A 12,506-nucleotide genomic window follows, 5' to 3' on the forward strand; every position below is an offset into this window, starting at 1 on the left:
TTAACGTCAATCCTGCTGCGTTGACCGCTGCCGGGGAGATCCCCTGGCGGATCGGCACATTAAGAACAACACTGCCCTCAAAAGGGGCACAGGATCACGACGATGACGACAACACCGGATACCCACGAGCCGACGTTCCTGGCCGGGGACGAGTTCAGCATTCCCACCTTCCGCCTGCTGAAGCAAGACGGCAGCCTCCATGAGGGCGCGAAGGCGCCGGAGCTCGAGCACGGCAAGGCCCTGGCCATCTACCGCGCCATGGTCGCCACCCGCGTGCTCGACGAGCGGATGCTGTCCGCCCAGCGCCAGGGACGCCTCTCTTTCTACATGCAGTGCACCGGCGAGGAGGCCGCGGTGGTCGGCGCTACGGCGGCCCTCGACGACGCCGACATGATCATGGCCCAGTACCGCGAGCAGGGGGCCTTGGTCTATCGCGGCTTCACCTTCGATGAGTTCATGAACCAGTTGTTCGGCAACGAGCTGGATTACGGCAAGGGTCGCCAGATGCCGATCCACTACGGGTCGCGCAAGCTCCACTACATGACCATCTCCTCGCCACTGGCGACCCAGATTCCCCAGGCCACCGGCTATGCGTATGGCCAGAAACTCGCCGGTGACGGCCTTTGCACCATTGTCTTCTTCGGCGAGGGCGCCGCCTCCGAGGGGGATTTCCACGCCGCCCTGAACATGGCGGCGGTCCACGAGGTGCCGGTGATCTTCTTCTGTCGCAACAACGGCTACGCCATCTCGACCCCGTCCATCGAGCAGTTCGCCGCCGACGGCGTGGCTCCACGAGCCTTCGGGTACCGCATGCACGTGATCCGGGTCGATGGCAATGACATCCTGGCGGTCTACTCGGCGACCCGGGAGGCGCGGCGAATCGCCGTGGAGCACAACCAGCCGGTGCTCATCGAGGCCATGAGCTATCGCCTGGCGGCCCATTCGTCCTCGGACGACCCTTCAGGCTACCGCTCGAAGAAGGAGGAGGAGGCCTGGCGCGAGAAGGACCCCATCCTGCGCATGCAGCGCTGGCTGATCGACCAGGACTGGTGGAGCGAGGAGGAGGAGAAGGCTCTCCAGGAGAGCCTGCGCCGCGAGGTCCTTGAGACCATGAAACGGGCCGAGAAGCGACCGCCGCCGCCCCTGTACAGCCTGGTGACCGATGTCTATGCCGACGTCACCCCGGAGCTGCAGCGCCAGCTTGACGATCTGAAGCGCCACATTCGCCAGTACCCGGAGGCGTACCCCAAGGGCGCGAGTTCCCTGGACCCGGACGTGCGTGCCGGTGACGACATCGCGGCCAAGGGAGAGGACTGAGATGCCGACCATGAACATGCTGCAGGCCATCAACCACGCCCTGGACATCGCCATGGGCGAGGACGACAAGGTGCTCTGCTTCGGGGAGGACGTGGGCAGCTTCGGCGGCGTCTTCCGCGCCACCAGCCACCTGCAGGAGAAGTACGGACGCGCGCGCTGCTTCAACACGCCGCTGGTGGAGCAGGGGATCATCGGCTTCGCCAACGGCCTGGCCGCCCAGGGCTCGGTGCCGGTGGCGGAGATCCAGTTCGCCGACTACATCTTTCCGGCCTTCGACCAGATCGTCAACGAGACCGCCAAGTTCCGTTACCGTTCCGGCGATCTGTTCAATGTCGGCGGCCTGACCATTCGCGCTCCCTATGGCGGTGGCATCGCCGGCGGACACTATCACTCCCAATCGCCGGAGGCCTATTTCGCCCATACTCCCGGCCTCAAGATCGTGGTGCCCCGCGATCCCTATCAGGCCAAGGGCCTGCTGCTGGCGTCCATCCGCGACCCCGACCCGGTGATCTTCTTCGAGCCCAAGCGTCTCTATCGGGCCGCCGTGGGGGAGGTGCCGGAGGAGGACTACCAGTTGCCCATCGGCGAGGCCGAGGTGACCAAGGAAGGCACCGACGTGACCCTGGTGGGCTGGGGGGCCCAGATGGAGGTGATCGACCGCGCCGTGGAACTGGCCGAGAAGGACGGCATCTCCTGCGAGGTGATCGACCTGCGCACCCTGCTGCCCTGGGATCAGGACAGCGTTGCCGAGTCGGTGTTCAAGACCGGTCGGCTGGTCATCACCCACGAGGCGCCGCGCACCGGGGGCTTCGCTGGCGAGATCGCCGCGGCCATCCAGGAGCGCTGCTTCCTGTACCTGGAATCGCCCATCGCCCGGGTGACCGGACTGGATACGCCCTTCCCGCTGACCCTGGAGAAGGAGTACATGCCGGATCACCTGAAAATCGTCGAGGCCATCCGCGCCAGCGTGAATTTCTGACGACCGGGCTCAGGACAGGACAGGAGAGACAAGATGACAGATTTCAAGCTGCCCGATATCGGCGAAGGTATCGTGGAGTGCGAATTGGTGGAATGGCGTGTCCAGGAGGGTGATGCCATCGAGGAGGACCAGCCGGTCGTCGAGGTGATGACCGACAAGGCGCTGGTCGAGATCACTGCGCCCGAGGCGGGTCGGGTGACCAGGCTCTACGTGGCCAAGGGCGAGATCGCCAAGGTCCATGCCCCTCTCTTCGCCTATGAAGCTCAAGGTGCCGATCAGGCCTCCAGCGAGCCCGTCCCGGCCTCGGGCGAGTCGAGCCCAGGGCCTGCGCCCGAGGCGGTCTCGAGCCCCGCACCGGCCGCTCCTTCAGGCGAGCCCGCCCGGGAGACCAGCAGCAGGGAGACCAGCAGGGAGCCCAGTCACGAGACGAGCGGGCAGGGTCCCCACGGGCGGGTCCCCGCGAGCCCGGCGGTGCGACGCCTGTTGCGCGAGGAAGGGCTGCGCCTCGAGCAGGTGCCGGGCTCCGGCAAGCATGGCAGGGTGCTGAAGGAGGACATCCAGGCCTTCATGGAGCACGGCGAGACGATGACCGCCGAATCGACTCTCTCCGGGGATGCCGTCAAGACCCCGGCCGACGAGGGCGAGGTGCGGGTAGAGCCGATGCGTGGCATCCAGGCCGCCATGGCCCGCAAGATGGTGGCCTCGGCCTCAACGATCCCGCATTTCCAGTACGGCGAGGAGCTCGATGTCACCGAGCTGCTGGCGCTTCGCGAACGCCTGAAGCCCGAGGCGCAGGCCCGGGAGGCGCGACTGACGCTGATGCCCTTCTTCATGAAGGCCATGGCGCTGGCAATCCATGACTTCCCGATCCTCAATAGCCGGCTCAACGACGCGGGTGACGAGATCCACTACCTGCCGTCGTGCAACATCGGCATGGCCGTGGATGGCAAGGCCGGCCTGATGGTACCCAACGTCAAGGGAGTGGAACGGCTGAGCCTGCTGCAGATCGCCGTTGAGATCCAGCGCCTGACCGCCGAGGCCCGAGAGGGCAAGGTGGCTTCGGCGGACCTCCAGGGCGGCACCATCAGCATCTCCAACATCGGGGCACTCGGCGGTACCTATGCGGCCCCCATCATCAATGCCCCGGAGGCCGCCATCGTCGCCATCGGCAAGACCCAGTGGCTGCCGCGCTTCGACGCCAGCGATGAGGTCGTGAAGCGGGCCATCATGACCGTCACCTGGGCGGGTGATCACCGGCTGATCGACGGCGGCACCATTGCCCGCTTCTGTAACGCCTGGAAGGGCTACCTGGAGGCACCTGAGACGATGCTCCTCCATCTTCGATAAGCGCGCATTTCCCAGCTCCCCGCTATGCCGGGCACCGGGGGCAAGGCGAAGCGAGGGTCCTTTGCCAAGGATGGCAAAGGTAGCGCCCAGGGATGGGTTTACAGCGCCCTCACGAAGGCTTGCCGACGGTTGATCCGCTGGGTTGTGCAAGGAATCCCACGTAATGACGCAGGCGTCCCTTCAGCAGTTCTACATCCCGGAAGAGCAGTCGATCTACCTGCTCAGCCACGACGACGCCCGCAAGCTGAAGGCCTGGGTGTCGTTGTGCCAGGCGCAGCTCGAGCAACTGGGTTATCGGAGCATCGAGCTGATCGGCAAGGGGGCCTATGGCTTCGTGTTCGCCGGCTTCACCGGGATCGGCGAGGAGTACGTCTTCAAGTTCACCCGGATCAACCTGTCCCAGCAACTGCAGGACCGCCTCGAGGAGGAGGCCTTCATGCTGGAGCAGGTCGACCACCCGAGGGTGCCAAAACTCATCGTCTTCCAGCGGGTCCGCAGCCAGTCGATCCTGGTGATGCAGCGGGCCCCGGGCTTCAACCTGGAGGAGGTCTCGCTCCACGAGGGGAGGCTGTCACCGCGCCTGGTGGTGCGCATCGCCGACCAGCTCGCCGATATCCTGCGCACCCTGCGCCGGGAGCGCGGACCGGCCGGCAAGCCGGTGGTGCATGGAGACATCAAGCCCTCCAATCTGGTCTTCGATGCCGAGAACGAGAGCATCGCGCTGATCGACTGGGGGTCCTCGGTGTTTGCCCAACTCGACGCCGATCAGCAGTTCGTGGCGACCAGCGTCATGGAGCTGATGTCGGATAACCTTCAGCAGACCAATGCCCGCCTGGGAGACGTCTACTTCATCGGCGAGGAGCAGTTGGGCGGCGCCCTGTCCTCGCCCCGCTTCGACGAGCAGGGCGCGGCCGCCACCCTCTATGCCCTGGCCTCGGCCCAGTCCTGTCGCTTCGGCCACCGGGCCATCCCTGCCACCTCGCTGGGACTGCCCATGGAGTTCGCTCGGATGCTCGACGGCATGCTCGATCCCGACCCGCGTATCCGCCTGAGGGCCGGCGACCATTTCATCCGCGAGATGCCGAGGCTCGGTCGCCTGGTCATGCTCGATCTCCCCGCACCCAGGGAGACGCCCCTGGTGCCGGTCTGGAGTCACCCGGTCGGGCGGGAGATCGATACCGTCGTCTACAGTTCGCGCAAGTCTTTCCTGCGCGAGGAGGGCGGCCGCGAGACCCTCAACGACGTCAATGACGTCCAGCTCGATCGCTACTACAAGAACTTCATGCAGAACATGGGCGAGACCGAGAAGGCCTTCCTTGCCGCGGTCAGTCGGCTGGGCAAGTATCCGGTCGTCGGCGGGCTGGCGGTGCGCTGGGAGGCCGAGGGCGTGTATATCGACACCTCGCTCAACCTGCACGACCCCGGGCGACGCGAGGCCTTCATCGCGGCGGTCAACAACATGGTGACGCTGGCCCGGGCGATCCACCGCCAGGGGATCTTCAAGAGCTGCCTGTTCAATGCTCGCGATACGCTGCACCTGGATCGCGAGAGCGTCGAGAGACCCTTCGAGGTCTCGCCCGGCATGTGGTTGCATTACGAGGTCAGCGCGGTGCCCGAGCTGGAGGACCGTTCGCGATTGCACAGCTACTTCGAGGATGGCCCGGACCCGGAGGAATTCCTGGTACTACCGGAACCGATCATTTCCTCACTGGAAGCTCTCAACGACATCCACCACACCGGCATGATCATCTTCGAGGCGTTGCCCGAGCACTTGAAGATCCATAGCCACTACCGGCTGCTGGACCCCTCCCGGGAAGCGGAGTTTCGTCGACGGCTCGAGGATATTCTCGATGCGGTGGGGCTGATCGAGGGTCTCGGGGTCTCGGGTTTCATGAAAATGCCTTACAAGGACACCCGTTTCTTCGCCCATATCGAGCGCCAGCCGGAGCGTTTCTATCCCCGCGACCCCCGATCGGCGCTGCGCAACGGCTAGCACGGTGTCGCGGACCAGGCCAGGCCAGTGCGTGCATCCGGACCTGTCTTGCCCGGGCCCGATGCGATAGCCTGTGGTAACCGCCTCACCCGATGGGCCCACGCCGATGATATCGCCATGAACCTCCCTGCCAACTCAGCCGATGCCGCCCGTCTTCAGCCCCGCGGCCGACCCAGCCTTAGCGTGGCCATCCACCTGCTACCATCGCGTCCATGCTGAGCGTCCTGCTGGCCAAGCTGATCGCCACCGCGCTGGTGGTGGTCGGGGTGTCGATCTCGGTTGGCAAGCTGGGCCCGCGAATTGGCGGAATCCTTGCCGGCACGCCCATCGTGCTGGGCCCCGGTTATTTCTTCATGCTTCAGGAGCGGTCAGCCGACTTCATCGAGGCGGCCGCACTCTCCACCCTGCATGCGCTGGTGGCCACGCTGCTGTTCAGCATGTGTTTCGTGGCCACTGCCCAGCGCATGGGGACGTTGGCCAGCCTGGGGCTGGCCACGCTGTGCTGGATTCCCGCAGCGCTGCTGTTCTCGATGTTGCCGGGCGGTGTCTGGGTGGCGCTGCTGCTGTATGCCGGCATGCTGCTGCTGGCCGAAATCGTCAAGCGGGCATTCAGGCTGACTCAGCCCGGGGTCGTGGCGACTTCGGGATGGCTCGACCTGGTGCTGCGAGGCCTGCTGGCGGGCGTGCTGGTGAGCGTCGCCACCACCCTGGCCGCCCGCTCCGGCCCGCTGCTCTCGGGGATGCTGGTGGGCTTTCCGATCGGTCTGTTCACCATCGGCTGGACCCTGCATCAGCGATATGGTCCCGACGTGGCACGTGCCACCGTGGGTGCCGCCCAGCAGGGCATGCTGAGCCTGGTGGCCTTCGCCCTCGTCACCGCGCTCCTGGCGAGCGTCACACCGCCCATGCTTACCTTCCTGCTGGCGCTTGCGGCCTCGATCGGCGTGAGTGCGATGCTGTTCCTGAGCAGTCAGCGGCGGGTGCGAAGGACCCTGGCAAAGTGCGGGCACGCCGAGCCTCCGCTGCACGAGCCTTAGCCCCTCGGACGCGGGCCCACTCACTGCCAAAGACCGTCGCGCCCACCCTTAACAGGAGTCAGTCCCCATGTCCGAGCGTCCCCATGCGGGCAACCGAGATTCTGCAAAGAGCCCCACCCAGCGCGAGACCGTCGTCGATTCCCGCTCCGGCGGAGAGAATGCTCGTCGCATCCTGCGCCGCGACCCAAACCCCTACCTGTTTCGTCCGGTGCAGTTCCGGTCGGTCAAGGCACGCAATCGCATCATGCTGTCGCCGATGTGCCAGTACTCCGGCCATGACGGGCTCTCCGATGAATGGCACTTCGTGCACCTTGGGGCGCGAGCCGTCGGTGGTGCGGGCTGGGTATTCACCGAGGCGGTACATGTCGAGCCGCGGGGCAGGATCACGCCACATTGTCTGGGCTTGTGGAACGATGAGCAGCGTGATCGGCTGGCGCGAATCGCGACCTTCGTCGAGCGGCAGGGGGCGGTGCCGGGCATTCAGCTCGGGCATGCGGGCCGCAAGGCATCGGTGGGGCGCCCCTGGGAGGGCTCGCATCCCTTGAGTCCGGAGCAGGGTGGCTGGGAAGACCTGGTCTCGGCGTCCGCGCTGCCCTATGCCGAGGGCTGGCAGGTGCCCGCCGCCATGACCACGTCCCAGATCGAATCCTCACTGGAGAGCCTCAAGTCCAGTACTCGGCGGGCCCGGGAGGCAGGGTTCAAGGCACTGGAGCTGCATGGCGCCCATGGCTACCTGATCCACCAGTTCCTGTCGCCGCTGAGCAACCGGCGTGAGGATGCCTATGGCGGCTCGTTCGATAACCGAATTCGCTTTTTGCTTGAGTCGATCGGGGTGGTGCGGGAAGAGTGGCCCGATGAGCTGCCACTGTTTCTGCGGCTCTCCTGCACCGACTGGGTGGAGGGCGGCTGGACACTCGCCGACACCGTGCACCTTGCTGCGCGGCTTCGCAAACGAGGTCAGGTCGATCTGATCGACTGCTCCTCCGGGGGTAATGACCCACGCCAGCAGATACCGATTCACCCCGGTTACCAGATCCCGCTCGCCCAGACGGTGCGCCAGGAGTCCGGCATGGCCACCGGCGCGGTGGGCCTGATCCACAGCCCGGATCTCGCCGAGGCGGTGATTGCCAATGGCCAGGCTGACCTGGTGGCGCTGGGGCGTGCGCTGTTGGCCGATCCGGTGTGGCCGCTGCGCGCCGCCGCCTCGCTCAAGGCAGAGAATGTCGCATGGCCGACACAGTACGAGCGGTCGAACATCTTCTGAGCGTTACAGCGAGGCGGCGGCGCGTGCGGCCTGATCGTAGAGCCCCGACATGGCCCGCAGCATGCCGGCCAGTCGGCTCATCTCCTCGCGCTCGATCCCCATCGAGGCCAGGGAGTCGACCAGGCAGGTCTCACGGATCTCGGCATAGCGCCCGCAGCTCTCACGGCCGAGTTCGGTGGTCTGGAAGAAGATTTCCTTGCCGTGCTTCCTGCCCTCCACCAGTCCGAGCCTGGCCAGCTTCTTCAACGCATAGGTCACCGTATGGGTGTCCTCCACGTTGAGCACCAGGCAGATGTCCGCCTGGCGCTTGGCGCGCTCCCGGTGGTTCACGCTGTGCAGTACCAGCACATCGAGCATGCCGAGTTGCGGGTAGCCGGTGGCCGTCATGCAGCGCACCATCCAGCGCTCGAAGGCGTGGCCGGCGATGATCAGTCCGAATTCGAACTCCGAGAGCTCCTGGCCGCTGCGCGAGAGGTGCTCCGAGGAGACGACGGGTCCGCGGGGTGTCCGTACGTGGGTCACGAGAGGTTCCTTGCTCACTCATGCATTCATTTATCCATTCACTTATCCATTACCCATGGCCTGGGGCAGCCAGGTGACGATACCCGGGAAGATGCTGATCAGCACCACTCCCAGCATCATCAAGAAGAAGAACGGCATGGCCGCCCAGGCAATCGAGAGGATATTGCGTCCCGTCATGCCCTGCAGCACGAAGAGGTTGAACCCCACCGGTGGGGTGATCTGCGACATCTCCACCACGATCACCAGGAAGACGCCGAACCAGATCAGGTCGATGCCGGCGGCCTGGACCATCGGCAGCATGATCGAGGTGGTCAGCACCACCACCGAGATGCCGTCGAGAAAGCATCCCAGCAGGATGAAGAAGATCGTCAGCACGGCCAGCAGCATGAAGGGCGACAGGCCCAGGGTGGCAATCCAGGCGGCGAGCTCGCGGGGCAATCCGGTGAAGCCCATGGCCGCGGTGAGGAAGGAGGCGCCGGCGAGGATGAAGGCGATCATGGTCGAGGTCTTGACCGCTCCCAGCAGCGCCTCCATGAAGATGCCGCGGCTCATGGCGCCCTGCAGCCTCGCCAGCAGCAGCGAGAGCACCACCCCCACGGCGGCGGCCTCGGTGGGAGAGGCGACACCGGCATAGATCGAGCCGATGACCCCGATGATGAGCGCTAACAGCGGAATCAGTCGCCGGGACGCCCGCAGCTTGGCCGTGAAGCTGATCGGCGCATCGGCCGGCGGCACCTTGTCAGGATAGCGCCAGGACCACAGCATCAGATAGCCGATGAACAGGGTGATCAGCATCACGCCCGGCAGCACGCCGGCCATGAACAGTCGGGCGATGGACTGTTCGGTGGCCACCGCATAGACGATCAGGATGATCGAGGGGGGGATCAGCAGGCCCAGGGTGGCGGAACCCGCCAGGGTGCCGATGACCAGTGTCTCGTCATAGCCGCGACGCGTCAGCTCGGGGATCGACATCTTGCCCATGGTGGCGCAGGTGGCCGCGGAGGAACCTGAGACGGCGGCGAACAGGCCACATCCCACCACATTGGTGTGCAGCAGACGTCCCGGGATTCGCTGCATCCAGGGAGAGAGGCCGCTGAACATGTCCTCGGCGAGACGCGAGCGGAACAGGATCTCGCCCATCCAGATGAACATCGGCAGGGCAGTGAGCTCCCAGCTATGACTGGCGCTCCAGATATCCGAGGCCATCACATCGCCGGTGGGAACGGAGCTGAATTGGCTGATGGCGATCCAGGCCAGTCCCATCAACGAGAAAGCCACCCAGACGCCGCTGCCGAGCAGCAGAAGCAGGGCGACCAGCAATACGGTCATCATGACGAGCATGGGAAGTCTCCGCGCTTATTCGTGGCCACTATTCATCGACCTGAAAGGTCGAAGGCCGAGTCAGGGCAATGACGAGGGTGGAAGCCCAGGCTTCGAGCAGCGCCAGGCAGAACAGGCCGGTGCCGGCCAGCATGGCGCTCTGAGGAATCCATAATGGAATCGGCAGGAGCCCGTAGGAGGTCTCGTTGAAGGCGATGCTGTCGGCGAGCAGGCGATATTCATAGAAAGCCAGGTAGCTTGCCAGTACGAGCGCCAGGCTCAGACACCACAGCTCGACGAAGACCCTTAGCCTGGATGGAAGGTGGCCGATCAGCAGGGTCACGCGAATATGGCCGCCATTGACGAAGGTGTAGGCCAACCCCAGGAAGCTGGCGCCCACTAGCAGGAAGCCCGAGATTTCGGCCAGGCCGGGGATGGTCAGACCCAGGCTGTCGATGCCCAGCTGTGCCGCGACCATGTCGGCAAGCCGGCCGAGGATCTGGGCGGTGATCAGGGTGCAGATCAGACACAGGCAAAAGGCCGCGGCATAGGCCCCGATGTCATACAGCGGGCGGAGTCGGAATTGCATGAGAAGTACCTTTGAGAGTACCTGTCAGAGTACCCATGAGAGCCCATATGAGAATCTATAGGAGAGTACTCATGAGAAGACCTGACTCGATAGAGCCCCTGGGCGAGGAAGGAGGAGAGCGCCGGCCGAAACCGGCGCTCTGCTCAGGGGTTCAGGCAGTGTCGGACGCCTTTACTCTGCGCCGCGGTAGGCCTCGAGAATCTGCGCGCCCTGAGAGCCGGCGCGCTCGACCCATTCCTCGGTCATCGTGCTGCCGATCTTCTCCAGTGCCTCGGCCAGCTCCGGCGTAGGCTCGCTGACGACGATGCCGTTCTCCTCGAGGGTCGCTATGGCTTCCTGGGTTTCCTGGCGGCTGATGTCCCAGCCGCGCTGCTCGGCGGCCCCGGCCGCTTCGATGACAGCCTGCTGGGTCGTTTCATCGAGGCGCGAGAAGGCCTTCTCGCTGACGATCACCATGTTCTTGGGCAGCCACAGCTGGGCATGGTTGAAGTGGCTCAGAAAGTCCCAGGCCTTGGAGTTGGCGCCTGTGGTCGGAGAGGTCACCATGGCATCGACGCGGCCGGTGCTGAAGGCGGTGGGGATGTCGGGGTTGTTGACCTGGGTCGGCACGGCGTTGGCCAGTCCCGCCAGGCGCTCGCTTGAGCTGTTGTAGACTCGCATCTTCGAATTGCGCAGGTCTTCGATGCTGTTGACTTCCTTCTGGGTGTAGATGCCCTGGGGCGGCCAGGGCACGGCGAACAGCAGGCGCAGTCCCTGCTTCTCGAGCTCCTCGCCAATGATCTCGCGGGAGGCCTCCCACAGCGTCCAGGCATCCTCGTAGTTGGCGGCCAGGTAGGGGACCGAGTCGACCTCGAAGATCGGGTTCTCGTTGGCCAGTCGTGACATGATCAGCTCGCCGATGGGCACGATGCCGCGGCGTACCGAGTTCTTGATCTCGGCATGGCCGATCAGCGAACCGTTGGAATGCACGGTGATGTCCAACTCGCCATCGGTGGTTTCGCGCACGTCATCGGCGAACTCGCGGATGTTGACGGTATGGAAGGTCATGTCGCCATAGGGCGTGGGCATATCCCACTCGGTGGCGGCCTGGGCGCTGCTGCCGAGGGTGGCCAGGCTGAAACCGATGGCCATGGCCGATGTCAGCGGGAGAAGGGAGGGAAGACGGACAGTCATGTGGGGGTTCCTCGTGTTGGTGTCTTGTTATCGGTTCGGGACGACAGTGCGTGGTGTAGGTTGCCGGGATACGAACCGCCGAGGAATGAGTCTAGCGAGTGTTCAGGAGCAGCGTTGGCCTCCATGAGGTGGATTGTCAACGATGTTCTACCGGTAAAACGTTGACAAATCATTGCTATAAAAAACTGATTCTGGAGAACGCGAAATGAAGACCCTGCTGCTCAATGCCGACATGGGCGAGAGTTTCGGTCCCTGGGTGATGGGACTGGACCACGAGGTGATGCCGCATGTGGATCTGGCCAACGTGGCTTGCGGCTTCCACGCGTCAGACCCCGACGTGATCCGCATCACCGTGCGGCTGGCAAGCCGTCATGGGGTCACCGTGGGGGCGCATCCGGCCTATCCGGACATGGTGGGTTTCGGGCGTCGCTCGATGGCCTGTTCGGCCGAGGAGGTCGAGAACCTGGTGCTCTACCAGGTCGGTGCACTGGCCGCCATCTGCCGTGCCGAGGGCCTGGAGGTCGGCTACGTGAAGCCTCATGGGGCGCTGTATCATGACATGATGCGCGAACCGGAGGTGCTCGACGCGGTGATGCGCGCCCTGGTCGCCTTTGACGCCCGCCTGCCGCTGATGGTCATGGCCACTCGGGATACTTCCGCAGCGCGTGAGATGGCCCAGCGGCACGGTGTCACCCTGTGGTTCGAGGCATTTGCCGATCGCGCCTACGACCCCGAGGGGCGGTTGGTCTCGCGGCGCGAACTCGGGGCGGTGCACCACGACACCGAGGTGATCGTCGACCAGGCACGGCGCATTGCCAGCGGCGAGCCGCTGACCGCCAGTGATGGCAGCGAGCTGGTGCTCGACGCCGACACCCTCTGCGTGCATGGCGACAATCCCGAGTCGATTGCCGCCATCCAGGCGATCCGCGAGGCACTGAACGACCTGAAGAGTGCCCCATGATGGC

11 protein-coding genes are annotated in these 12,506 nt (G+C 64.9%); 7 read left to right on the forward strand and 4 right to left on the reverse strand.

What is annotated here, in order from left to right:
* Window positions 1–102 precede the first annotated feature (102 nt).
* From ABE960_RS07635 to ABE960_RS07660, 6 genes are all read left to right on the forward strand, one after another.
* On the forward strand, window positions 103–1,317 hold the full coding sequence (locus ABE960_RS07635; protein ID WP_349761647.1) for a thiamine pyrophosphate-dependent dehydrogenase E1 component subunit alpha: 1,215 nt from the start codon (window positions 103–105) through the stop codon (window positions 1,315–1,317).
* Window position 1,318: 1 nt separating this feature from the next.
* Window positions 1,319–2,296 (forward strand): alpha-ketoacid dehydrogenase subunit beta, encoded by a 978-nt coding sequence (locus ABE960_RS07640; RefSeq protein ID WP_349761648.1) that lies wholly within the window; start codon window positions 1,319–1,321, stop codon window positions 2,294–2,296.
* 33 nt (window positions 2,297–2,329) lie between these two features.
* The gene (locus tag ABE960_RS07645; RefSeq protein WP_349761649.1) at window positions 2,330–3,643 is read left to right on the forward strand and encodes a 2-oxo acid dehydrogenase subunit E2; all 1,314 of its coding nucleotides are present in this window, start codon (window positions 2,330–2,332) and stop codon (window positions 3,641–3,643) included.
* A 163-nt stretch (window positions 3,644–3,806) separates the two neighbouring features.
* The gene (locus tag ABE960_RS07650; protein ID WP_349761650.1) at window positions 3,807–5,636 is read left to right on the forward strand and encodes a protein kinase domain-containing protein; all 1,830 of its coding nucleotides are present in this window, start codon (window positions 3,807–3,809) and stop codon (window positions 5,634–5,636) included.
* 212 nt (window positions 5,637–5,848) lie between these two features.
* Window positions 5,849–6,673, forward strand: coding sequence for a hypothetical protein (locus tag ABE960_RS07655; protein WP_349761651.1), 825 nt, complete (start codon window positions 5,849–5,851; stop codon window positions 6,671–6,673).
* Window positions 6,674–6,740: 67 nt separating this feature from the next.
* Complete coding sequence (locus tag ABE960_RS07660) at window positions 6,741–7,937, forward strand: NADH:flavin oxidoreductase/NADH oxidase (protein ID WP_349761652.1); 1,197 nt, start codon at window positions 6,741–6,743, stop codon at window positions 7,935–7,937.
* Window positions 7,938–7,940: 3 nt separating this feature from the next.
* Here ABE960_RS07660 and ABE960_RS07665 read toward each other — a convergent pair whose 3' ends face one another.
* The 4 genes from ABE960_RS07665 to ABE960_RS07680 form a co-directional block, all read right to left on the reverse strand.
* Window positions 7,941–8,459, reverse strand: a complete 519-nt coding sequence (locus ABE960_RS07665; RefSeq protein WP_349761653.1) for a winged helix DNA-binding protein — start codon at window positions 8,457–8,459, stop codon at window positions 7,941–7,943.
* A 42-nt stretch (window positions 8,460–8,501) separates the two neighbouring features.
* The gene (locus tag ABE960_RS07670; protein ID WP_349761654.1) at window positions 8,502–9,800 is read right to left on the reverse strand and encodes a TRAP transporter large permease; all 1,299 of its coding nucleotides are present in this window, start codon (window positions 9,798–9,800) and stop codon (window positions 8,502–8,504) included.
* Window positions 9,801–9,828: 28 nt separating this feature from the next.
* Complete coding sequence (locus ABE960_RS07675) at window positions 9,829–10,368, reverse strand: TRAP transporter small permease (protein ID WP_349761655.1); 540 nt, start codon at window positions 10,366–10,368, stop codon at window positions 9,829–9,831.
* 171 nt (window positions 10,369–10,539) lie between these two features.
* Window positions 10,540–11,541: a TRAP transporter substrate-binding protein gene (locus tag ABE960_RS07680; protein ID WP_349761656.1), complete on the reverse strand. Its 1,002-nt coding sequence runs from the start codon at window positions 11,539–11,541 to the stop codon at window positions 10,540–10,542.
* A gap of 205 nt (window positions 11,542–11,746) precedes the next feature.
* Between ABE960_RS07680 and ABE960_RS07685 the strand changes: the two genes are divergently transcribed.
* On the forward strand, window positions 11,747–12,502 hold the full coding sequence (locus ABE960_RS07685; protein ID WP_349761657.1) for a 5-oxoprolinase subunit PxpA: 756 nt from the start codon (window positions 11,747–11,749) through the stop codon (window positions 12,500–12,502).
* The last annotated feature ends 4 nt before the right edge of the window (window positions 12,503–12,506 follow it).

It is taken from the genome of Halomonas aquatica (genome assembly GCF_040196335.1).
In the GTDB taxonomy this organism is placed as follows: Bacteria; Pseudomonadota; Gammaproteobacteria; order Pseudomonadales; family Halomonadaceae; genus Halomonas; species Halomonas aquatica.